Raw genomic sequence first — 20820 nt, forward strand, 5'->3', positions numbered from 1 at the left:
GATGGCAGGTTGCCTCTAGTGCTGCGGCAAATGCTAATCTCTCGCTTTTGGTGCAAAAGGTGCGTCTATTTGTCACGTAACCGGAAATAGCGCCGATAAGAGAATAGTTGCCCGTGCGAATGGACTCCGTGTGCAGCAACCAGGGCCTTGCGAGTTATACACAATTGGGGAATAAAAAAATGAGTTCAAGCACTGTGTTGGACGGCTCTGCCGTGCAGCCTGCGTTCTTGTCCAAAGAGCGCATCATCGCCAAGCCCGGTTTCAACCGTTGGCTGGTTCCACCCGCAGCACTGGCCATCCATCTGTGCATCGGCATGGCGTATGGTTTTTCGGTGTTCTGGCTGCCGCTGTCGAAGGCAGTTGGCGTCACCGCACCGGTCGCTTGCGCACCTGATATGAGCTTCTTCGCGCAGATTTTCTCGTCTGCCTGCGACTGGCCGATCTCGATGCTCGGCTGGATCTACACCCTGTTCTTCATCTTCCTGGGTTGCTCGGCGGCCATTTGGGGTGGCTGGCTGGAGCACGCGGGTCCACGCAAGGCTGGCGTTGTGTCGGCATTGTGCTGGTGTGGAGGCCTGTTGATCTCAGCGCTTGGGGTGTACACTCACCAGATATGGCTGATGTGGGTAGGCTCGGGCGTGATCGGCGGCATTGGTCTGGGCCTGGGTTACATTTCGCCGGTCTCGACCCTGATCAAATGGTTCCCGGACAAGCGCGGCATGGCTACCGGCATGGCAATCATGGGTTTCGGTGGCGGCGCGATGGTCGGCGCACCATTGGCAGCAGCCTTGATGAACCATTTTGCTTCGGCTGACGGCGTCGGTGTTTGGCAGAGTTTCGTGGTGATGGCGGTGATTTACTTCATCTTCATGATCGGCGGCGCCTTGTCATATCGCGTTCCGCCAACCGGCTGGAAACCTGAAGGCTGGACCGCTCCGGTCAAGAAAGCCAGCAACGCGATGATCACTCACCGTCACGTGCACGTGAACGTGGCCTGGAAAACCCCGCAATTCCGTCTGGTCTGGCTGGTGCTGTGCCTGAACGTTTCGGCAGGTATCGGCATTCTCGGCATGGCTTCGCCGCTGTTGCAGGAAGTGTTCGCTGGCAAATTGCTGGGCAGTGACTTGACCTTCAGTCAGCTCAATGCCGATCAGTTGAAGCAGATCGCTGCAATCGCTGCGGGCTTCACCGGTCTGTTGAGTCTGTTCAACATTGGCGGACGGTTCTTCTGGGCATCGTTCTCGGATTACCTGGGCCGTAAAAACACTTACTTTGTGTTCTTCGCGCTGGGTTTTGCGCTGTACGCGTTGATTCCGGGCATGGGCCATCTGGGCAACATCGCGCTGTTCGTCGGTGCGTTCTGCATCATTCTGTCGATGTACGGCGGTGGCTTCGCAACGGTTCCGGCGTATCTGGCCGACCTGTTCGGTACGCAGATGGTCGGCGCGATCCACGGTCGTCTGTTGACGGCATGGGCAGCGGCGGGCGTATTGGGTCCGGTGTTGGTCAACTACCTGCGTGAGTATCAGCTGAGCCACGGCGTTGCGCGTGCCGATGCCTACGACATCACCCTGTACATCCTGGCCGGTCTGTTGGTGTTGGGCTTCATCTGCAACCTGCTGGTACGTCCGGTTGCCGACAAGTACTTCATGACCGATGCCGAGCTGGCTGCGGAACAAGCAATCGGCCACGACAAGGGCGCGGATCACACCACCGTGCTTGAGTGGAAAGCCAATCCATCCACCAAACCGCTGGCGATCGCTGCCTGGCTGGCAGTGGGTATTCCGTTGGCGTGGGGTGTGTGGGTCACCTTGCAGAAGACTGCGGTGTTGTTTCACTAAGACTGACGCCGCGCCTACCGACGTGTAGGACCGGCTTTAGCCGGGAGCGTGGCATTTCTGACAACGGAAATGCCGCGCTGCTGTTGTCCTTCTCGCGGCTAAAGCCGCTCCTGCGATGGAGCGCTTTTAGCCGTCGACCGCCAATAAACCCCCGTAATTCGTCGTCTTCTTCCTTTCCCTTCTTCTGTTTGCTTCATGCCAGGCGCCTTCTAGGCCTATAATGATCGCCTTTTTCGCCCAATGATTTTGCGGAGCTGGTGATGGCCGAACGTAAGGCGTACGTCGAGCGCAATACTCTGGAAACCCAGATCAATGCCTCGATCAACCTGGATGGCACCGGAAAGGCCCGATTTGATATCGGTGTACCTTTTCTTGAGCACATGCTCGACCAGATCGCCCGGCACGGGCTGATCGACCTGGATATCAACTGCAAAGGCGACCTTGAGATCGACGACCACCATACCGTGGAAGACGTCGGCATCACGTTGGGTCAGGCCTTCAGCAAAGCGATCGGCGACAAAAAAGGCATCCGTCGTTACGGCCACGCCTACGTGCCGCTCGATGAAGCGCTGTCGCGGGTGGTCATCGACTTCTCCGGCCGCCCTGGCTTGCAGATGCATGTACCGTTTACCCGCGCTGTGGTAGGCGGTTTTGACGTGGACTTGTTCCAGGAATTCTTCCAGGGCTTCGTCAATCACGCCAATGTCTCGCTGCACATCGACAACCTGCGTGGCACCAACACTCACCACCAGATCGAAACCGTGTTCAAGGCTTTCGGTCGCGCCTTGCGCATGGCGGTGGAACTGGACGAGCGCATGGCCGGGCAAATGCCTTCGACCAAGGGTGTGCTCTGATGCAGACGGTCGCGGTTATTGATTACGGCATGGGCAACCTGCACTCGGTCGCCAAGGCGCTCGAACACGTTGGCGCGGGCCGGGTTCACATTACCAGCGACGCCAATGTGATTCGCGAAGCCGACCGCGTGGTGTTTCCCGGGGTCGGCGCGATTCGCGATTGCATGGCTGAAATCCGCCGCCTGGGTTTTGATTCACTGGTGCGCGAAGTCAGCCAGGACCGCCCGTTTCTCGGCATCTGCGTCGGCATGCAGGCCTTGCTCGACAGCAGCGAAGAAAACGGCGGCGTGGACTGCATCGGCATGTTCCCCGGCCAGGTGAAGTTCTTCGGCAAGGATCTGCACGAGGACGGCGAGCACCTGAAAGTGCCGCACATGGGCTGGAACGAAGTAACGCAGGCGGTGGATCACCCGCTGTGGCACGACATCCCGGATCTGGCACGTTTCTACTTCGTGCACAGTTTCTATATCGATGCCGCCAATCAGCGCCAGGTGGTCGGTCGCGGTCACTACGGCGTCGATTTCGCTGCCGCGCTGGCTGAAGGTTCGCGCTTTGCCGTGCAATTCCACCCGGAGAAGAGCCATACCCATGGCCTGCAACTGTTGCAGAACTTCGCCGCGTGGGATGGTCGCTGGTAATCGCCATGGCTAAAGGTAAAGGCAAACCGCCGATCCTGACCCTCAGTGCCGAACACGAACAGCAGGCTATCGACAAGCTCAAGCGCCTGTTTTCCCAGCGCTTCGAACTGGACCTGGGTTCGTTCGAAGTTGCCGAAGTGCTGGAGTTGTTCACCAACGAGATCGCCCCGCATTACTACAATCGCGCGATTTTCGATGTTCAGCAGCACCTCAAAGAGCGCTTCGAGAGCATCGAAAGCGATTTATGGGCGCTTGAAAAGAATTGAAGAATTGAACAACACGTAGGAGCGGCTTCAGCCGCGAGCAATGTTGGCGAGCAATATCGCGAGCTCACGGCCCTTACGGCCCTCGCGGCTAAAGCCGCTCCTACGGTTCCCTTTGACGAAGGAAAAAGCATGCTGATTATTCCCGCTATCGATCTTAAAGACGGTGCCTGTGTACGCCTGCGCCAGGGCCGCATGGAAGATTCCACGGTGTTTTCCGATGACCCGGTGGCCATGGCCGCCAAGTGGGTCGAAGGCGGCTGCCGACGTCTGCATCTGGTCGATCTGAACGGAGCGTTCGAAGGTCAGCCGGTGAATGGCGACGTGGTGACTGCAATCGCCAAGCGTTATCCAAACCTGCCAATCCAGATCGGTGGCGGCATTCGTTCGCTGGAAACCATCGAACATTACGTCAAGGCGGGCGTGAGCTACGTCATCATTGGCACCAAGGCCGTCAAGAATCCCGAGTTCGTCGCTGAAGCCTGTCGCGCGTTCCCCGGCAAAGTGATTGTCGGCCTGGACGCCAAGGATGGCTTCGTCGCCACTGACGGCTGGGCTGAAATCAGCACCGTGCAAGTGATCGATCTGGCCAAGCGTTTCGAAGCCGATGGCGTATCAGCCATCGTTTATACCGACATCGCCAAAGACGGCATGATGCAAGGTTGCAATATCCCGTTCACCGCCGCACTGGCGGCGGCAACGCGGATTCCGGTGATTGCCTCCGGCGGCATCCATAATCTGGGCGACATCCGCGCCTTGCTCGACGCCAGGGCGCCGGGGATCATCGGCGCCATCACTGGCCGTGCGATCTACGAAGGCACGCTGGACGTGGCTGAAGCCCAGGCGATGTGCGATCTGGAGCAACGCTAAGTCGCTTTACCGTAGGAGCGGCTTTAGCCGCGAGGGCGCCCTCCCGGCTAAAGCCGGTCCTACGGTCCAATCCGTTTTGGAGATCAACCCCATGGCTCTGGCCAAACGCATCATCCCTTGCCTGGACGTCGACAACGGTCGTGTGGTCAAGGGCGTCAAGTTCGAGAACATTCGTGATGCGGGCGATCCGGTTGAAATCGCGCGTCTTTACGATGAGCAGGGCGCGGACGAGATCACCTTTCTCGACATCACCGCCAGCGTCGATGGCCGCGACACCACGCTGCATACCGTGGAACGCATGGCCAGCCAGGTGTTCATCCCGCTGACCGTGGGCGGCGGCGTGCGTACCGTGCAAGACATCCGCAACTTGCTCAATGCCGGTGCCGACAAGGTGTCGATCAACACCGCAGCGGTGTTCAATCCGGAGTTCGTCGCCGAAGCGGCGCAGCATTTCGGTTCGCAGTGCATCGTGGTCGCCATCGACGCCAAGAAGGTGTCGCTGCCCGGTGAAACCCCGCGCTGGGAAATCTTCACCCACGGTGGCCGCAAGCCGACCGGCCTGGACGCCGTGCAGTGGGCGATGAAGATGGAAGAACTGGGCGCCGGCGAAATCCTCCTGACCAGCATGGATCAGGACGGCATGAAAAACGGTTTCGACCTCGGCGTGACCCGGGCGATCAGCGATGCGCTGGGCATTCCGGTGATTGCGTCCGGCGGCGTCGGCAATCTGCAACACCTGGCTGACGGCATCATCGAAGGCCACGCCAGCGCCGTGCTGGCCGCGAGCATCTTCCACTTCGGCGAGTACACCGTGCCGGAAGCCAAGGCCTACATGGCCAAGCGCGGGATTGTGGTGCGCTGAGATCCAAATCTGTTGGAGCGAGGCTTGCCCGCGAATCGATCAGCTCGGTGTGCCAGACTAACCGCATTATCGTTCTTCGCGGGCAAGCCTCCAACGGTATGGACTTCCTCCCGACAGCGCTGCACTCTGTGCGCTGTCATGCGTCAGGAGGATGCACATGTTCAGAAGCCGTCTTATTGCATTCGCAGCCTTCAGTTCATTGTTGTCGGGGGCGGTTCAGGCCGCGACGACTGGCGACGAGGCTGGTAGCGGGTCGCCCACTTCCATCGTCTTGCTGACCGAAAACTTTCCGCCGTTCAACATGGCCGTCGATGGCAAGAACTTCGCCCAGGAAAGCAGCATCGACGGCATTGCGGCCGAGGTGGTGCGCGCGACGTTCAAGCGCGCGGGCATCGACTACAGCATGACGCTGCGTTTCCCCTGGGAGCGGGTCTACAAGCTGGCGCTGGAAAAACCCGGCTATGGCGTGTTCTCCACGACCCGGCTGCCGGAGCGCGAGCATCTATTCAAATGGGTTGGACCGGTAGGTTCCTACGACTGGATCATGCTTGCCCGCGCTGACAGCCCTATCAAATTGACGACTCTGGAACAGGCCAAGGCCTACAGGATCGGTGCCTATAAAGGTGACGCCATCGGCGAGCGCCTGGCTTCCCAGGGCCTGAACCCGATCCTGCTGCTGCGCGATCGAGACAACGTGAAGAAACTCACCAACGGCCAGATCGACCTGTGGGCGGTGGGCGATCCTGTCGGCCGCTATCTGGCGAAACTCGACGGCGTGACCGGTCTCAAAACGGTGTTGAAATTCAACAGCGCCGAGTTGTACCTCGCACTGAACAAAAACACCCCGGACGAAATGGTTGCCCGCTTGCAAACCGCGCTGGACCAGATCCGCGCCGAAGGCAAGATTGCCGAGATTCGTAGTCGGTTCGAGTAGGCGGTCTCAAGCAGCCGATAAAACCCGTTGGAGCGAGGGCCGTTACCGATAAACCCCATTCTTGCCATGCCCGGCCATGGCTTCGTTGCCGCGCACGCTGATCATCCGGCGCAGGTCGATCCAGTCGATGCCTTGGGCCTTGAGGTTGGGCAGTTCGCGTTCCAGCACGTCGAGGGTGACGGGATAAGGATGGCCGATCATGACCGCTGAACCCTGCTTGTGCGCCAGCTTGATGGCGATCTGCAGTTGGCGCGTGATGGCTTCGGCGGTGCGTTCGTCGTCGAGGAACACATCCCGTGACACGCTCGCCAGGCCGATCTGCTGCGCCTGCGCAGCGGCGACGGTCTTGGCGCTGGTGCGGCTGTCGACGAAAAACATATGCCGACGCTGCAGCTCCGCGACCAGCCAGCCCATGGCGACCGGCTCGGCGGTCATGCGGCTGCCCATGTGATTATTCAGGCCAGCGGCATAAGGCACTTTGAGCAGCGCGGCGTTGAGACGGCTTTCGAGTTCCGCCAGCGGCAGTTCCGGATGCCAGGCAAACGGGCCGGTCGCCGGGTCCATGGGCATGTGCAGCATGACGGTTTTGCCGGCTTTGTGCGCCTGACGGGCGAATTCGGTGGCGTGGGGCGTATCGGGCATGATCGCCAGAGTTACCGGGCCGGGCAGCGCCAGGGCGCGTTGGTCCCGAACCGGGTTTTGCCCCAGGTCGTCGATGATCAGGCTCAGGTAAGCCACCCGGGCCTGGGGTTTTTCCGCTACCGGCGACGCTGCCAGAGCAACGCCGCTGATGCCCCACGACGCGACCAGCAGGCAAACGCACAGAAACGGGCGCATCGGTTATTTGCCGCGGGTGATACTCAGGCCCTTGAGCAAACTGAGCGCCTGGCTGAGCTGGAAGTCATCATCCTGCGGACGCGCTTTGCTGGCCCCACCTTTGACAGTCGGTTTGTCCGCGCCGCCATTGCCGTTGCCCAGGTGACCGAGCAGGTCCGCTTCCTTGTAGTTCTCGCCATCGACTTCGTTGGTGACCTTGGCGCGACGTACGACGATGTCCGGGTTGATGCCCTGGGCCTGGATCGAACGCCCGTTCGGTGTGTAATACAACGCCGTGGTGATCTTCAGCGCGCGATCGTTGTTCAGCGGCAGCACGGTTTGTACCGAGCCTTTGCCGAAACTGTCGGTGCCCATGAGGATGCCGCGTTTCTGATCCTGCAAGGCGCCGGCAACGATTTCCGATGCCGATGCGCTGCCGCCGTTGATCAGCACCACCAATGGCACACCTTCGCTGGCGTCAGCCGGATCGGCCGAGAAACGCAGTTCGGAGTTGGCGATACGGCCTTTGGTGTAAACGATCAGGCCTTTGGTCAGGAAGTGATCCGCGACTTCGACCGCCGACTGCAGCACGCCGCCGGGGTTGTTGCGCAGGTCCAGGACCAGCCCGCTCATCTTCTTGCCGTTGTCTTTGCGCAGCTTGGCCAACGCCTTGCCGACTTCTTCGCCGGTCTTGACCTGGAACTGGGTGATGCGGATATAGCCGTAGCCGTTTTCCAGCATCTGCGCCTTGACGCTCTTGACCTGAATGGTCGCCCGCGCCAGCGTCACGTCGAACGGCGTACCACCATCGCGCACCAGCGTCAGGGTGATTTTCTCGCCGATCTTGCCGCGCATCTTGTCGACCGCTTCCTGCATGGTCTGACCTTGCGTCGGCGCGCCGTTGATCTTGACGATCAGGTCGCCCGCTTCGATGCCCGCCTTGGAAGCCGGGGTGTCATCGATTGGCGACACGACTTTGACAAAGCCGTCTTCGACGCCCACTTCGATGCCCAGGCCGCCGAACTCGCCGCTGGTGCTTTCCTGCAGCTCCAGGAAATCTTCCGGGCCGAGGTAGGCCGAGTGCGGGTCAAGGTTGCTGAGCATGCCTTTGATGGCGTTCTCCAGCAGGGTCTTGTCGTCCACCGGTTCGACATACGCGGCTTTGATCCGGTCCATGACCTCGGCAAAGGTGCGCAGCTCTTCCAGCGGCAAAGGCGCCTTGGCTGGCGCTACCGGCGCAGCGGCAGGTGCAACCTTGACCTCGGCAGCCTGAGCCAGCGGGGAGCCGATAACGATGGCAATAGCGAAAGCCAGCGAGGTGAGGCGGGACAGATACGGCATGTCTAACGAACTCCTGAAGTTGATACCGACTTATCCTTGAGTGCGGCACCATTGGGCCGGATCACTTGGGCGACCCTGCTGACGAATAGCGAAATACAACGCTGTAGCTTCTTGACCGCCACTGTTGCCTACCGTGGAAATTGCTTCACCTGCTTTAACAACGTCACCCGCCTGCTTGAGCAAACTCTGATTGTGACCGTACAAACTCAAATAGCCGTTGCCATGGTCGAGAATGACCAGAAGCCCCGAGCCGCGCAACCAGTCCGCGAACACCACCCGACCGCCGTGCACGGCATGCACCTGGCTGCCCGCAGCGGCATTGATCATCACGCCATCCCAGGTCGAACGGGCATCGTCGCCGCGTGCTTCGCCGAAACGCGCTAACAATCGACCATCAACGGGCCATGGAAGTTTGCCCTTGGCCTCTGCAAAAGGCCCGCCATAGGAAACTCCGGCGCTGGAAACCATCGCGCCGGGCGACTTGACCGGACGGCGTGGCGCTTCTTCAGGCTCTTCCTTGCTGTCATCGCGAGTCTTGTTGCGCTCTGCCAGGGCTTGAGCTTGAGCCTGAGCTTCACGCTGGCGCTTTTCTTCAGCCTCGCGTGCGGCAATCAGGGCTTTCTGGCGCGCTTCTTCGGCTTCGCGAGCCTGACGCGCCAGGGTTTCTTCAATGGTCTTGAGGACTTTGGCCAGATCGGCCTGGTCCTGCTGCCGCGATTGCAGCTTCTGGTCGCGGGCCTTGTAGTCCTGATTCAGCTTGGCCAGCACCTTCTGGCGTTCCTGGCGAACCTTGTCGAGTTCCTCGCGCTGGTCATCCAGCGTGCTTTTCTGCACCAGCAATTGCGCCTGTTGCAGGTCGATGTCCTTGCCGACCGCTGCCAGTTGGCGCAGCGTTTCGTTGAACGTGTGCAGCTGTGCCAGACGCGCCTGACTCATGTAATCGTAATAGGTCAGCGTGCGGGCGAATTTTTCCGGGTGTTGCTGATTAAGCAGCAGTTTCAGGTATTCCTGCCGACCGCTCTGATAAGCGGCGCGTGCCTGAATAGCTATTAACCGTTGTTGCTCAACGCGCTGGGCTTGCAACTTCTTTTTTTCCTGGTCGAGCCGTTGCAGCTCGACTTCGGTCTTTTTTAGTTCCTTTTGCAGGACCTCGACCTGCTTTTCCAGCTTCCCCATTTCGGTTTCAGTGCCGCGCAGATCCTTTTGCACGCCGGTTTTTTCTTCCTGCAACTTGCCCAGGGCTTTTTGCAGCTCAACGACATCCTGACGCGCAGCATCAATCTGTTTTTGGGTTTGCGCACGCTCATCATCGGCAAACGCCGGATTGAGCAGGCAGATCAGAGCAAGGGCGATAAAGGCGCGGAGCATGGGGGTGGGCGATACCGAGGAATTGTGAGAAAAAATGACAGGCCTAGTATGCCCGCCATAACTAGCAAAAAAAATGCCTCTTCATTAAAGCTTGAGGCCATACGTAGAAAAAAACCGGCGTTGTCGTTGCCAACAAGCCGGTTCAATGCCCTTTATTCCGCCACGAGGATCGAAGTGCCGGTCATTTCTTCGGGTATGGCCAACCCCAGCAGTTCCAGCATGGTCGGCGCGACGTCGGCCAGCACGCCGCCTTCACGCACCTTGAGCTTGCGCTTGCCGATATAGATGAAGGGCACCGGTTCCGACGTGTGAGCGGTATGGGCCTGGCCGGTGTGGTCGTCGGTCATCTGCTCGACGTTGCCGTGGTCAGCCGTGACCAGCGCTTCGCCGCCGACCTTTTCCAGCGCCTCGGCGATTCGGCCGACGCAGACATCCAGATATTCCACGGCTTTGATTGCCGCTTCCATGATGCCGCTGTGCCCAACCATGTCGCCGTTGGCGTAGTTGACCACAATCACGTCGTAACGCTGGTGCTCGATGGCATCGACGATACGGTCGGTGACTTCCGGCGCGCTCATTTCCGGTTGCAGGTCGTACGTGGCGACTTTCGGCGACGGGATCAGGATGCGCTCTTCGCCGGGGAACGGTTCTTCCCGGCCGCCGGAGAAAAAGAACGTCACGTGGGCGTACTTTTCGGTCTCGGCAATGCGCAGCTGGGTCTTGCCGTTGGCGGCGAGGTATTCGCCCAGCACGTTTTTAAGGCTGCCGGCGGCAAATGCCGAGGGTGCCGGAATGCTTGCGGCGTATTGGGTGAGCATGACGAAACCGGCCAGTTTCGGCTGACGGGCGCGCTCGAAATCCTTGAAATCGTCTTCGACGAATACCCGTGTCAGCTCCCGGGCACGGTCGGCGCGGAAGTTCATGAACACCACGGCGTCGCCATCTTCGACTTTGACGCGTTCGCCAATGCTGGTGGCTTTGACGAATTCGTCGTTCTCGTCGCGCTCGTAAGCGGCTTGCAGACCGGCCACGCTGCTGGCGGCCTGGAATTGCGACTCGCCGTCGACGATCAGGTTGTAGGCCTGGGAAACGCGGTCCCAGCGGTTGTCGCGGTCCATGGCGAAGTAACGGCCGATGATGCTGGCGGTGCGGCCCTTGCCCAGGCGTGTGAACGTGGCGTCCATCAGCTCCAGGGATTTCTGCGCGCTGCGCGGCGGCGTGTCGCGACCGTCGAGGAACGCGTGCAGGTAGATTTTTTCAGCGCCGCGCTGGGCGGCCAGTTCAGCCATGGCCACCAGGTGGTCCTGATGGCTGTGAACGCCGCCGTCGGAGAGCAGGCCGAGAATATGCACGGCCTTGCCCGCGCCAACCGCTTTGTCCACGGCGGTGCAGATGGTCGGGTTGGTGAAGAAATCGCCATCACGGATCGATTTGGTCACCCGGGTGAAATCCTGATACACCACGCGGCCGGCACCGAGGTTCATGTGCCCGACTTCAGAGTTGCCCATCTGCCCGTCCGGCAAACCGACGTCCATGCCCGAGCCGGAAATCAGGCCGTTGGGCATGGTCTTGTACAAGCGGTCCATGACCGGCATTTTGGCGGCCAGAATGGCGTTGCCTTCGCGGTGCTCGCTGTGTCCGAAGCCGTCCAGAATGATCAGGACCAAAGGTTTTGGCGTGGTAGTCATAGATCCCACTCGTGGCTGATGAAGTTAAATTAAAAAAGGATCGGCATTTTAGGGGCTGTTGTTGTTCAATTGCGAGCCGCGTTGCCGGGTCCAATCCTGTGCGCAAGGCATTAAAGGTGCTCAAAACGTGTCAGCGCCGTACGGGCTTTGGCCGATCTTGGGTGCTGTGTATACTGGCCGACATTTTAACGCCCCTGGAACCTACCGATGGTTGATCACCTGATTGCATTTGCCACGAACCACTATTTGATCACTGGCGCCTTCGTCATCCTGCTGGCGTTGCTGATCGCCTACGAGATGAGCAAAGGCGGTCGCAGCCTGAGCACGCGTGAGCTCACGGCGCTGGTCAACAGTGATCAGGGTGTAGTCATCGACGTCCGTTCGACCAAGGATTACGCGGCGGGCCACATCGTCGGCGCGCTGAGTTTCCCTCAGGACAAAATCCTGACCCGCACCGCCGAGCTTGAAAAGCACAAGGCCAAGACCCTGATCATCGTGGATGCCCACGGCCAGCACGCCGGCACCACTGCTCGCGAGCTGCTCAAATCGGGTTTCACCGCAGCCAAACTGTCGGGCGGCGTTTCCAGCTGGCGCGCAGACAATCTTCCTTTGGTGAAATGAAATGGCAGAAGTCATCGTCTATTCCAGCGATTATTGCCCTTATTGCATTCGCGCCAAGCAATTGCTGCAGAGCAAGAGCGTGGCATTCGAAGAAATCAGAGTCGATGGCAAGCCGCAAGTTCGCGCCGACATGGTGAAGAAGGCCGGTCGTACCTCGGTACCGCAGATCTGGATCGGTTCGACCCATGTCGGTGGATGCGATGAACTCTTTGCCCTGGAGCGCGCCGGCAAGCTCGACGCGCTGCTGACAGCCTGATTCCAAACCCTACTAGACCCTAAAAGTAAGAAGGATCTGAGATGACTGATCAACCGACCAACGGCACCGTTGCCAACGAAGAAGACGCACCGCAATTCTCGTTGCAGCGCATTTATGTTCGCGACCTGTCGTTCGAAGCACCGAAAAGCCCGGCGATTTTCCGTCAAGAGTGGACGCCTACCGTCAGCCTTGACCTGAACACCCGTCAGAAAGCACTGGAAGGCGATTTCTACGAAGTCGTGCTGACCTTGTCCGTTACCGTGAACAACGGCGACGAAGTGGCCTTCATCGTTGAAGTCCAGCAAGCCGGTATCTTCCTGATCAAGGGTCTGGATCAGGGCGCAATGAGCCACACATTGGGCGCGTTCTGCCCGAACATCCTGTTCCCGTATGCTCGCGAAACCATCGACAGCCTGGTTGTCCGTGGCTCGTTCCCGGCGCTGATGCTGGCTCCGGTGAACTTCGATGCCTTGTACGCGCAAGAGCTGCAGCGCATGCAGGAAGCTGGCGAAACACCTACTGTTCAGTAAGTGTTGCTGCTGGACTGAAAAAGCGCCTTTCGGGGCGCTTTTTTTTGGGACCGTTTAGCCGCCCCCGGCCCGTAATTGGACCGGCTTTAGCCGGGAGATGGACATTGTCGACGAAACAGGCGCAGTGACTGCACTGCCTTCCTCCCGGCTGAAGCCGGTCCTACGGGATTTGGGCTATTTAAACCCCAACTGCCGCCACGCTTCATACACCGCCACGGCAACGGTGTTGGACAGGTTCAGGCTGCGGCAGCCTTCGCGCATGGGCAAACGCAGACGCTGGTCGCTGTCCAGGGCGTCAAGGACTTCCGGAGGCAGGCCGCGGCTCTCGGGGCCGAAGATGAACGCGTCACCGTCTTCGAAGCGCGCGTCATGAAAGGGCCGCGAGCCTTTTGTGGTAAAAGCGAACAGGCGTGGATGACCAATGCTTTCCAGGCAGCTGGCCAGATCGGCGTGGGTCTGCAAAGTGGCGTACTCGTGGTAATCGAGGCCCGCCCGGCGCAGGCGTTTGTCATCCAGCTCGAAGCCCAGGGGCTCGATCAAATGCAGGGTGCTGCCGGTGTTGGCGCACAGCCTGATGACGTTGCCGGTATTCGGCGGAATTTCTGGTTGAAAAAGGATGACGTGAAACATGCACGGCTCCGAACTTAAGGACGGGGTGCATTCTACCCCCGAAGAGGACCCGCGACCGAAGCTATGGCCGCGTGTTCTTGGTTCGCTGGCAATTGTCGGCTTGATGGTGGGGCTGATGATCGGCCGCCTGACCGAGCCCGACCCTCTCGAACTGCTGCAAATCGAAGAACTCCCGAGCGGCCTTGTGCTGTGGTTCAACCAGGAACCGCACGTGGTGAGCGAACAGGTCGACGGGGCGGTGGCGTTACGCTTCACGGCGAAAGGACAGCCATGGCGTGGTCAATTGCAACTCGATGGGAAAGTCGTGCGCTGGAAGCTGGAGCGAAAAGGGGGGGATTTGCTGCTGAACCTGCTGGCGGCCCGTCCGCTGCACGGTGACTTGCGCGGTGCGGAGCTGGACGGGCGCTGGAGACTGGAGGTCAGTCTCCGAGAGAAATAAAAGAGGGGAATCCCCGGCCTGCCTGTACCAAGGTCCCCAAAACTGGTGATACGTAACCTATAGCAGAGGTCGTGCCAGTTTTTTGATTTTTGCAAAAAACAATCTGCTGTCTCCGCCTGAGGTCGCCCAATGCCCTGTTATTTCGGGCCTTTACGGCGTCGAAGTAAATCTCAATAGCGTGCGTTCAGCCCGGATTCAGCTCGTTGCTGATCCATGTAGCGGCGATAACGGATCAGCCATTACGCATCGTTGCGGTGCATGGAGCGCTTTGATGCACCTTTGTGAATGCGCGGGAGCCTGTTTCATGTTTGTGGCTCTGGACGACGCAAGCCCTCGCCAACGACAGGTGGCCGACATCCCGACAGCGATTTTGTTCATCGGCCGGTATCCCGATCTGCCGAAAGCGGCTGCAAAAATCCGGATTTCAGGTCGTTCTTAAGCCATTCTTAAATTTTTTTTCAGCTTTATATTTCAGTCCGACCTAAGGCGGTGGCAATTGTCACAATTGCGGCTACTGAGGTGTATCTCCCGTGTATCAAGGGCTTCAGCCAGTTTCAACGAGGTGTAATGGTCGGGATACGGTGACTGGATAGTCGGATTTAAGCCGTTTGCCAGGTCCGAATGCGTTTCTCCGACCAGCGGTCATGAAATAAATTTTGGGAATTAGCTTTGCAGGTCGATACACTCCTCGACGGACGGAATCGACACGGCTTGTGACATATATCTGATAGATCTAAAAGGATGAATATTAATTCTTTTTAGATTTTAGAAATGTTCACTACCCTGCTGACCACCGACACACGCGGCCTAGTCATTTAGTCTTGAGGCGCCCGGTAACCATTGACTCACCGAGTCGGGTCTGGCGCTAATCGCGCATCCCTGAGTTAGAGCACTTCGGTGCCAGCATCAGGGATTACAAAAATTAGATTCACGAGGAGCGAAACATGAAGAAGTCCACCCTGGCCCTGGCCGTCACCGTTGCTGCATTGGCGCAACAAGCCGGTGCCGCTGGTTTCATTGAAGACAGCAAAGCGTCCGTAAGTTCGCGGACCATGTATTTCGATAACGATCTGCGTGAAGGCCGTCGTGCTTCTGACCAGCGCGAAACCGCTACCGGTCTGAAGTTCGATTACCTGTCGGGCTTTACCCAAGGCACCGTCGGTTTTGGTCTCGACCTGCAAGCGCTGGTGGGCATTCACCTCGGCGGCGGCATTGACCACCACACCACTTCGACTACCAACAGTTTCTTCCCTACCGACACTGACGGTAGCTCGGTAGACAACTGGAGCCGTGTGGGCGGTAACCTCAAGGCTCGCTTCTCGAAAACCGAACTGCGTGCCGGTAACGCATTGGCACCTAACCTGCCAATCCTGGTTTCCAACGATGGCCGTTTGCTGCCAACCGCTTATGAAGGCGGCGTTGTGACTTCCAAGGAAATCGACAACGTTACCCTGACTGGCGGTCAACTGACTCAGTCGGCTGGTCGTGCTACCAGTAACTGGAGCGACCTGTCGGTCAACGGCGGTACTAAAGGCAGCGACCAGTTCCGTTTCGCGGGCGGCGACTGGAAAGTCACCAAAGACCTGACCTTGCAGTACTACTACGCGAACCTGGAAAACTACTACAAGCAGCACTTCCTGGGCTTGGTACACGTTCTGCCAATCGCTGATGACCAGTCGTTCAAGACTGACCTGCGTTACTTCAACAGCAGCTCCGACGGCAAAAACGGCGACACTGGTTACGCGTTCAACAACAACAGCGGTTATGCCAAGAACCCGGGCGAAGTTGATAACCAGACCTGGTCTGCCATGTTCACCTACACCTTGGGTGGCAGTGCATTCCTGATCGGTCACCAACAAGTGGGCGATGACGGCGGCATGGTGTTCCTGAACCAGGGTAGCGTCGTAAACGGTCGCAACCGTAACGAAGGTAACGGCGGTTCCAGCGTTTACCTGTTCACCGACTCCATGGTCAACAGCTTCACCCGCGCCGGTGAAAACACGACTTTCGGTCAGTACTCCTATGACTTCGCACGTCTGGGCGTCCCAGGCCTGAAAGCCGCAGTTGCTTACCTGCACGCCGAAGACATCAAAGGCACTGGCGCTGTAGCCGGTCGTGAATTCTCCGAGTGGGAACGCGACGTGCGTGTTGACTACGTGATCCAGAGCGGCCCGCTCAAGGGTTTCGGCACCACAGTTCGTCACGGTTCGTACCGCGCCGATGCTGACCTGAACAACTCTTCCAACACCGATCAGACTCGTGTGATCTTCAACTACACCTACGCTTTCAAATAAGCCTGGTGGTTTGACTGGTTGAGTTGAAAAGGAACCCCGCCTCGTGCGGGGTTCTTTTTGCCTGGAATTTTATATTTCTTTTAGTGCTATATAAATCGTTATCTATTCTTTTTATTCCGCTTCGCAGTCGGGCACTGTGTGCTGAACTCAGCTATCCACTTCGGCAAACAAGGAGCAACACCCATGAGCCTGCGACTTGGCGACATCGCCCCTGATTTTGAACAGGAATCCAGCGAAGGCCGTATTTCCTTCCATGACTGGCTGGGCAGCAGCTGGGGAGTGTTGTTCTCCCACCCGGCCGACTTCACCCCGGTCTGCACCACCGAATTGGGCTTCACTGCCAAGTTGAAAGACGAGTTCGAAAAGCGCGGTGTCAAGGCCATTGCCCTGTCGGTGGACCCGGTCGACTCGCACATCAAGTGGATCGACGACATCAACACCACGCAAAACACCCTGGTCAACTTCCCGATCCTGGCTGACGCCGATCGCAAGGTGTCCGACCTGTACGACCTGATTCACCCTAACGCCAATGACACGCTGACCGTGCGTTCCCTGTTCGTGATCGATCCGAACAAGAAGATTCGCCTGACCATCACCTATCCGGCCAGCACCGGGCGCAATTTCCACGAAATCCTGCGGGTCATCGACTCCTTGCAGCTGACCGACAACTACAAGGTCGCCACGCCCGCCAACTGGGTGGACGGTGATGAGGTAGTGATCGTGCCGTCGCTCAAGGATGAAGACGAGATCAAGCAACGCTTCCCTAAAGGCTACAGGGCCGTCACGCCTTACCTGCGCCTGACACCGCAACCCAATCGCTGATTTACCCTTTCCACGACAAGCAGGGGTTAGTTTGGGCCGATTCGTCGGCCCTTTTTTTATGCCTGAAATTTGCCCCGAGCCGGTAGGAGGGGACTTGTCCCCGAAGAGGCCCGTACAGGCAAGGAAGATCTGAATGGTCTGCACGGACGCCTCCCCGGACAAGTCCGGTCCTGCCGAGCAACACAGCCCGGTAGGAGGGGACTTGTCCCCGAAGAGGCCCGTACAGGCAAGGAAGATCTGAATGGTCTGCACCGACGCCTTCCCGGACAAGTCCGGTCCTACCGATCAATACAGCCCGGTAGGAGGGGACTTGTCCCCGAAGGCGCCAGTGCAGGCGAGGGACATCTGGTTGTGTACACGGACGCCTCCCCGGACAAGTCCGGTCCTGCCGAGCAACACAGCCCGGTAGGAGGGGACTTGTCCCCGAAGGCGCCAGTGCAGGCGAGGGACATCTGGTTGTGTACACGGACGCCTCCCCGGACAAGTCCGGTCCTGCCGAGCAACACAGCCCGGTAGGAGGGGACTTGTCCCCGAAGGCGCCAGTGCAGGCGAGGGACATCTGGTTGTGTACACGGACGCCTCCCCGGACAAGTCCGGTCCTGCCGAGCAACACAGCCCGGTAGGAGGGGACTTGTCCCCGAAGGCGCCAGTGCAGGCGAGGGACATCTGGTTGTGTACACGGACGCCTCCCCGGACAAGTCCGGTCCTGCCGAGAGTCGAGATATTTCTTTAAGGAATAACCAAATGAAAAAATGAGATTTATAGATATAAAAAACTGCTGTTAAGGTCACTGCGTGCTGGCGTGATTGCCAGCGAACGAATTGTCGTCAAACGCCTTACTCGCCCGCCATCGGGCAAGCAGGTGCCATTCATGAATCAGCAAAGGAGAGCGCCAATGCGCACTGTCATTTTGCGTCGAGGCTTGGCCGCTCTGTTTGCTGCAGCGGTCGCCTTGGGCGCCATCAACCAGGCTCAGGCGGAAAGCTTGCGCATCGGTTATCAGAAATACGGCACTCTTGTGCTGCTCAAGGCCAAGGGCTCGCTGGAAAAGCGTCTGGCCGAGCAGGGCGTGCAGGTGCAATGGACTGAATTCCCCGGCGGCCCGCAGTTACTCGAAGGGCTCAACGTCGGCTCCATCGATTTTGGCGTAACCGGCGAAACGCCACCGGTATTCGCCCAGGCCGCAGGCGCCGATCTGCTGTACGTCGCTTACGAGCCGCCTGCGCCGACCAGTGAAGCGATTCTGGTGCCCAAGGACTCGCCGATCACTTCGGTCAAAGACCTAAAAGGCAAGAAAGTCGTGCTCAACAAAGGCTCCAACGTGCATTACCTGCTGGTCAAGGCACTGGAAGACGCCGGCCTGAAATACACCGACATCCAGACCGTATTTCTGCCGCCCGCCGATGCCCGCGCCGCCTTCGAGCGTGGCAGCGTGGATGCCTGGGTCATCTGGGATCCGTACCAGGCTGCCGCCGAGCAACAGTTGCAGGCGCGAACCCTGCGCGACGGCACCGGTATCGTCGACAACCATCAGTTCTACCTGGCGACCAAGCCTTACGCGCAACAGCACCCGAAAGTCATTCAGGCGCTGATCGAAGAAGTCCGTGCGGTGGGCGAATGGTCCAAGGCCAACCCGGAAGAAGTCACCGCCCAGGTCGCACCGTTGCTCGGCCTGCCAGCTGACATCACCCTGAAGTCGGTCAAGCGTCAGGGCTACGGCGCGCTGTTTCTTACGCCGCAGGTCGTCGCTTCGCAGCAGAAAATCGCTGACACGTTTTATCAGCTCAAGTTGATTCCCAAGCCGCTGAACATTGCGGACGTGATCTGGACCCCACCCGCTGCTGTCGCGAAAGCCCAGTAATCAGTTGGCCACTTGAGGAGACAACTCCATGAGCCTTAGTGCTTCGCAACGCATCGTCCAGCGCCTCGCGCCTTGGGCATTACCGATCCTGCTGCTGGCGATCTGGCAGCTATCGGTCAGCGCCGGTTGGCTGTCGACCCGTATTCTGCCTGCGCCCAGTGCCGTCATCGAAGCCGGCGTCAATCTGGTTTCCAGCGGTGAAATCTGGACGCATCTGGCAATCAGCGGCTGGCGTGCCGGGGTCGGTTTCGCCATCGGTGGCGGCATCGGTCTGGCCCTGGGCTTTATTACCGGGCTGTCGAAATGGGGCGAACGCCTGCTCGACAGTTCGGTGCAGATGATTCGGAACATTCCGCACCTGGCGCTGATTCCACTGGTGATCCTCTGGTTTGGCATCGACGAAACCGCCAAGGTGTTTCTCGTCGCGTTGGGCACGTTGTTCCCGATCTACCTCAACACCTATCACGGCATTCGCAACATCGATCCGGCGCTGGTGGAAATGTCGCGCAGCTACGGATTGTCCGGCTTTGGCCTGTTCTGGCACGTGATTCTTCCGGGTGCCATGCCTTCGATTCTGGTCGGCGTGCGCTTTGCCCTGGGCTTCATGTGGCTGACCCTGATCGTTGCCGAGACCATCTCTGCGAGTTCCGGTATCGGTTATCTGGCGATGAACGCCCGGGAATTCCTGCAAACCGATGTGGTGGTGCTGGCGATCGTGCTTTACGCGGTACTCGGCAAGCTGGCGGACCTGGCCGCACGCGGCCTGGAGCGGGTCTGCCTGCGCTGGCATCCGGCCTATCAAGTGACTAAAGGCGGTGCGGCATGAGCAGCTTGAAACAGCAACAACCGGCCCATCTGCTGCGCGGCATTCCACTGGCCGTGCGCAACCTGAAGAAAACCTTCGGCAGCCGCGAAGTCCTCAAGGACATCGACCTGCATATTCCAGCCGGGCAATTCGTCGCCGTGGTCGGGCGCAGCGGTTGCGGCAAGAGCACCTTGCTGCGCCTGCTGGCCGGGTTGGATAAACCCACTGACGGCCAACTGCTGGCCGGTTCGGGCAAGCTGGTCGACGCCCGGGAAGACACCCGTTTGATGTTCCAGGAAGCGCGTTTGCTGCCCTGGAAAAAGATCATCGACAACGTCGGCCTCGGCCTGAGTGGCGACTGGCGTAGCAAGGCCCTGGAAGCCCTCGAAGCAGTGGGTCTGGCCGAGCGCGCCGATGAGTGGCCGGCGGCATTGTCCGGCGGGCAAAAGCAGCGCGTCGCACTGGCCCGGGCGCTGATCCACCAACCGCGTCTGTTGTTGCTGGACGAGCCGCTCGGCGCGCTGGATGCCTTGACCCGCATCGAGATGCAGCAGTTGATCGAGAACCTGTGGCGCAAACATGGCTTCACTGTGCTGCTGGTCACGCACGATGTCAGCGAAGCGGTGGCGATTGCCGACCGGGTAATTTTGATCGAAGAAGGGCGCATTGGCCTGGACTTGCTGGTGGAGTTGCCGCGTCCGCGCGCGCGAGGCTCACATCGCCTGGCCGCTCTGGAAACCCAGGTACTGGAACGCGTCCTGTCCCTGCCCGGCACGCCGCCGGAGCCCGAACCTGTTTCACCGCTGCCCACGCAATTGCGTTGGGCTAATTAATCGAATCTACGACTCTCAACCCACACAGGAAATTCAGCATGACTATCAAAGCCATCAACGTTCGCAACCAGTTCAAAGGCACCATCAAGGAAATCGTCGAAGGCGACGTGCTCTCCGAAATCGACGTGCAAACCGCATCCGGCATCGTGACTTCGGTCATCACCACCCGCTCGGTCAAAGAGCTGGAATTGGTAGTGGGTAGCGAAGTCATCGCGTTCGTGAAATCCACCGAGGTTTCCATCGCCAAGCTGTGA

At 59.0% G+C, this 20820-nt stretch carries 23 protein-coding genes; 18 read left to right on the forward strand and 5 right to left on the reverse strand.

Annotation, left to right across the window (positions count from 1 at the left end):
- The first annotated feature begins 179 nt into the window (after positions 1 to 179).
- The 7 genes from CFII64_RS15500 (at position 180) to CFII64_RS15530 (ending at position 6262) form a co-directional block, all read left to right on the forward strand.
- On the forward strand, positions 180 to 1841 hold the full coding sequence (locus tag CFII64_RS15500; RefSeq protein WP_020291743.1) for an OFA family MFS transporter: 1662 nt from the start codon (positions 180 to 182) through the stop codon (positions 1839 to 1841).
- Positions 1842 to 2101: 260 nt separating this feature from the next.
- The gene (hisB, locus tag CFII64_RS15505; protein ID WP_020291744.1) at positions 2102 to 2695 is read left to right on the forward strand and encodes an imidazoleglycerol-phosphate dehydratase HisB; all 594 of its coding nucleotides are present in this window, start codon (positions 2102 to 2104) and stop codon (positions 2693 to 2695) included.
- Positions 2695 to 3333 carry an imidazole glycerol phosphate synthase subunit HisH gene (gene hisH / locus CFII64_RS15510; RefSeq protein WP_020291745.1) on the forward strand — a complete coding sequence of 213 codons (639 nt, stop codon included), beginning with the start codon at positions 2695 to 2697 and terminating at the stop codon, positions 3331 to 3333. Before hisB ends, hisH begins: the two co-directional genes overlap by 1 nt.
- Positions 3334 to 3338: 5 nt before the next feature.
- Entirely contained in the window at positions 3339 to 3599 is a 261-nt protein-coding gene (locus tag CFII64_RS15515; protein ID WP_020291746.1) for a DUF2164 domain-containing protein, read from the forward strand.
- Between the two features lie 129 nt (positions 3600 to 3728).
- Positions 3729 to 4466, forward strand: coding sequence for a 1-(5-phosphoribosyl)-5-[(5-phosphoribosylamino)methylideneamino]imidazole-4-carboxamide isomerase (hisA, locus tag CFII64_RS15520; protein WP_020291747.1), 738 nt, complete (start codon positions 3729 to 3731; stop codon positions 4464 to 4466).
- 91 nt (positions 4467 to 4557) lie between these two features.
- On the forward strand, positions 4558 to 5328 hold the full coding sequence (gene hisF, locus CFII64_RS15525) for an imidazole glycerol phosphate synthase subunit HisF (protein ID WP_020291748.1): 771 nt from the start codon (positions 4558 to 4560) through the stop codon (positions 5326 to 5328).
- A 157-nt stretch (positions 5329 to 5485) separates the two neighbouring features.
- Entirely contained in the window at positions 5486 to 6262 is a 777-nt protein-coding gene (locus CFII64_RS15530) for an ABC transporter substrate-binding protein (RefSeq protein WP_020291749.1), read from the forward strand.
- Positions 6263 to 6304: 42 nt separating this feature from the next.
- Here CFII64_RS15530 and CFII64_RS15535 read toward each other — a convergent pair whose 3' ends face one another.
- From CFII64_RS15535 to gpmI, 4 genes are all read right to left on the reverse strand, one after another.
- On the reverse strand, positions 6305 to 7099 hold the full coding sequence (locus tag CFII64_RS15535) for a divergent polysaccharide deacetylase family protein (RefSeq protein WP_020291750.1): 795 nt from the start codon (positions 7097 to 7099) through the stop codon (positions 6305 to 6307).
- 3 nt (positions 7100 to 7102) lie between these two features.
- Entirely contained in the window at positions 7103 to 8419 is a 1317-nt protein-coding gene (locus tag CFII64_RS15540) for a S41 family peptidase (protein ID WP_020291751.1), read from the reverse strand.
- A 30-nt stretch (positions 8420 to 8449) separates the two neighbouring features.
- Positions 8450 to 9787 carry a murein hydrolase activator EnvC gene (locus CFII64_RS15545; RefSeq protein WP_020291752.1) on the reverse strand — a complete coding sequence of 446 codons (1338 nt, stop codon included), beginning with the start codon at positions 9785 to 9787 and terminating at the stop codon, positions 8450 to 8452.
- Positions 9788 to 9939: 152 nt separating this feature from the next.
- Positions 9940 to 11475 carry a 2,3-bisphosphoglycerate-independent phosphoglycerate mutase gene (gene gpmI / locus CFII64_RS15550; protein WP_020291753.1) on the reverse strand — a complete coding sequence of 512 codons (1536 nt, stop codon included), beginning with the start codon at positions 11473 to 11475 and terminating at the stop codon, positions 9940 to 9942.
- A gap of 207 nt (positions 11476 to 11682) precedes the next feature.
- Between gpmI and CFII64_RS15555 the strand changes: the two genes are divergently transcribed.
- Genes CFII64_RS15555 through secB form a run of 3 tightly spaced genes read left to right on the forward strand, consistent with a single transcriptional unit; the run spans position 11683 to position 12882 of the window.
- Positions 11683 to 12096, forward strand: a complete 414-nt coding sequence (locus CFII64_RS15555; protein WP_020291754.1) for a rhodanese-like domain-containing protein — start codon at positions 11683 to 11685, stop codon at positions 12094 to 12096.
- Between the two features lies 1 nt (position 12097).
- Positions 12098 to 12352 carry a glutaredoxin 3 gene (gene grxC, locus CFII64_RS15560; protein ID WP_020291755.1) on the forward strand — a complete coding sequence of 85 codons (255 nt, stop codon included), beginning with the start codon at positions 12098 to 12100 and terminating at the stop codon, positions 12350 to 12352.
- Between the two features lie 41 nt (positions 12353 to 12393).
- Positions 12394 to 12882 carry a protein-export chaperone SecB gene (secB, locus tag CFII64_RS15565; RefSeq protein ID WP_020291756.1) on the forward strand — a complete coding sequence of 163 codons (489 nt, stop codon included), beginning with the start codon at positions 12394 to 12396 and terminating at the stop codon, positions 12880 to 12882.
- 174 nt (positions 12883 to 13056) lie between these two features.
- On the opposite strand, the gene trmL is transcribed toward secB, so the two are convergent.
- Entirely contained in the window at positions 13057 to 13512 is a 456-nt protein-coding gene (trmL, locus tag CFII64_RS15570; RefSeq protein WP_020291757.1) for a tRNA (uridine(34)/cytosine(34)/5-carboxymethylaminomethyluridine(34)-2'-O)-methyltransferase TrmL, read from the reverse strand.
- Here trmL and CFII64_RS15575 point away from each other — a divergent pair.
- The 8 genes from CFII64_RS15575 to CFII64_RS15605 all read left to right on the forward strand — a co-directional run bounded on the left by CFII64_RS15575 (position 13511) and on the right by CFII64_RS15605 (position 20820).
- A complete protein-coding gene (locus CFII64_RS15575) occupies positions 13511 to 13951 on the forward strand; it encodes a hypothetical protein (protein ID WP_020291758.1) in 441 nt (146 codons plus the stop codon). The two genes, trmL and CFII64_RS15575, sit on opposite strands and share 2 nt — an antisense overlap.
- Before the next feature lie 304 nt (positions 13952 to 14255).
- Positions 14256 to 14390, forward strand: coding sequence for a hypothetical protein (locus CFII64_RS30280; RefSeq protein WP_020291759.1), 135 nt, complete (start codon positions 14256 to 14258; stop codon positions 14388 to 14390).
- Between the two features lie 505 nt (positions 14391 to 14895).
- Positions 14896 to 16245, forward strand: a complete 1350-nt coding sequence (locus tag CFII64_RS15580; RefSeq protein ID WP_020291760.1) for an OprD family outer membrane porin — start codon at positions 14896 to 14898, stop codon at positions 16243 to 16245.
- Between the two features lie 183 nt (positions 16246 to 16428).
- Positions 16429 to 17067: a peroxiredoxin gene (locus CFII64_RS15585; protein WP_020291761.1), complete on the forward strand. Its 639-nt coding sequence runs from the start codon at positions 16429 to 16431 to the stop codon at positions 17065 to 17067.
- Between the two features lie 895 nt (positions 17068 to 17962).
- On the forward strand, positions 17963 to 18928 hold the full coding sequence (locus tag CFII64_RS15590) for a sulfonate ABC transporter substrate-binding protein (RefSeq protein ID WP_020291762.1): 966 nt from the start codon (positions 17963 to 17965) through the stop codon (positions 18926 to 18928).
- Between the two features lie 28 nt (positions 18929 to 18956).
- Entirely contained in the window at positions 18957 to 19754 is a 798-nt protein-coding gene (gene ssuC, locus CFII64_RS15595; RefSeq protein WP_020291763.1) for an aliphatic sulfonate ABC transporter permease SsuC, read from the forward strand.
- Positions 19751 to 20566 (forward strand): aliphatic sulfonates ABC transporter ATP-binding protein, encoded by an 816-nt coding sequence (ssuB, locus tag CFII64_RS15600; RefSeq protein WP_020291764.1) that lies wholly within the window; start codon positions 19751 to 19753, stop codon positions 20564 to 20566. Before ssuC ends, ssuB begins: the two co-directional genes overlap by 4 nt.
- Before the next feature lie 38 nt (positions 20567 to 20604).
- Positions 20605 to 20820: a molybdopterin-binding protein gene (locus tag CFII64_RS15605; protein WP_020291765.1), complete on the forward strand. Its 216-nt coding sequence runs from the start codon at positions 20605 to 20607 to the stop codon at positions 20818 to 20820.

Origin of the sequence: Pseudomonas sp. CFII64 (genome assembly GCF_000416235.1) — a bacterium.
Lineage (GTDB): Bacteria > Pseudomonadota > Gammaproteobacteria > Pseudomonadales > Pseudomonadaceae > Aquipseudomonas.

Bases quoted from the DNA above. Each gene is read 5' to 3' on its own strand.
- CFII64_RS15500 (WP_020291743.1), top strand. From the start codon at position 180: ATGAGTTCAAGCACTGTGTTGGACGGCTCTGCCGTGCAGCCTGCGTTC.
- hisB (WP_020291744.1), top strand. From the start codon at position 2,102: ATGGCCGAACGTAAGGCGTACGTCGAGCGCAATACTCTGGAAACCCAG.
- hisH (WP_020291745.1), top strand. From the start codon at position 2,695: ATGCAGACGGTCGCGGTTATTGATTACGGCATGGGCAACCTGCACTCG.
- CFII64_RS15515 (WP_020291746.1), top strand. From the start codon at position 3,339: ATGGCTAAAGGTAAAGGCAAACCGCCGATCCTGACCCTCAGTGCCGAA.
- hisA (WP_020291747.1), top strand. From the start codon at position 3,729: ATGCTGATTATTCCCGCTATCGATCTTAAAGACGGTGCCTGTGTACGC.
- hisF (WP_020291748.1), top strand. From the start codon at position 4,558: ATGGCTCTGGCCAAACGCATCATCCCTTGCCTGGACGTCGACAACGGT.
- CFII64_RS15530 (WP_020291749.1), top strand. From the start codon at position 5,486: ATGTTCAGAAGCCGTCTTATTGCATTCGCAGCCTTCAGTTCATTGTTG.
- CFII64_RS15535 (WP_020291750.1), bottom strand. From the start codon at position 7,099: ATGCGCCCGTTTCTGTGCGTTTGCCTGCTGGTCGCGTCGTGGGGCATC.
- CFII64_RS15540 (WP_020291751.1), bottom strand. From the start codon at position 8,419: ATGCCGTATCTGTCCCGCCTCACCTCGCTGGCTTTCGCTATTGCCATC.
- CFII64_RS15545 (WP_020291752.1), bottom strand. From the start codon at position 9,787: ATGCTCCGCGCCTTTATCGCCCTTGCTCTGATCTGCCTGCTCAATCCG.
- gpmI (WP_020291753.1), bottom strand. From the start codon at position 11,475: ATGACTACCACGCCAAAACCTTTGGTCCTGATCATTCTGGACGGCTTC.
- CFII64_RS15555 (WP_020291754.1), top strand. From the start codon at position 11,683: ATGGTTGATCACCTGATTGCATTTGCCACGAACCACTATTTGATCACT.
- grxC (WP_020291755.1), top strand. From the start codon at position 12,098: ATGGCAGAAGTCATCGTCTATTCCAGCGATTATTGCCCTTATTGCATT.
- secB (WP_020291756.1), top strand. From the start codon at position 12,394: ATGACTGATCAACCGACCAACGGCACCGTTGCCAACGAAGAAGACGCA.
- CFII64_RS15575 (WP_020291758.1), top strand. From the start codon at position 13,511: ATGCACGGCTCCGAACTTAAGGACGGGGTGCATTCTACCCCCGAAGAG.
- trmL (WP_020291757.1), bottom strand. From the start codon at position 13,512: ATGTTTCACGTCATCCTTTTTCAACCAGAAATTCCGCCGAATACCGGC.
- CFII64_RS30280 (WP_020291759.1), top strand. From the start codon at position 14,256: ATGTTTGTGGCTCTGGACGACGCAAGCCCTCGCCAACGACAGGTGGCC.
- CFII64_RS15580 (WP_020291760.1), top strand. From the start codon at position 14,896: ATGAAGAAGTCCACCCTGGCCCTGGCCGTCACCGTTGCTGCATTGGCG.
- CFII64_RS15585 (WP_020291761.1), top strand. From the start codon at position 16,429: ATGAGCCTGCGACTTGGCGACATCGCCCCTGATTTTGAACAGGAATCC.
- CFII64_RS15590 (WP_020291762.1), top strand. From the start codon at position 17,963: ATGCGCACTGTCATTTTGCGTCGAGGCTTGGCCGCTCTGTTTGCTGCA.
- ssuC (WP_020291763.1), top strand. From the start codon at position 18,957: ATGAGCCTTAGTGCTTCGCAACGCATCGTCCAGCGCCTCGCGCCTTGG.
- ssuB (WP_020291764.1), top strand. From the start codon at position 19,751: ATGAGCAGCTTGAAACAGCAACAACCGGCCCATCTGCTGCGCGGCATT.
- CFII64_RS15605 (WP_020291765.1), top strand. From the start codon at position 20,605: ATGACTATCAAAGCCATCAACGTTCGCAACCAGTTCAAAGGCACCATC.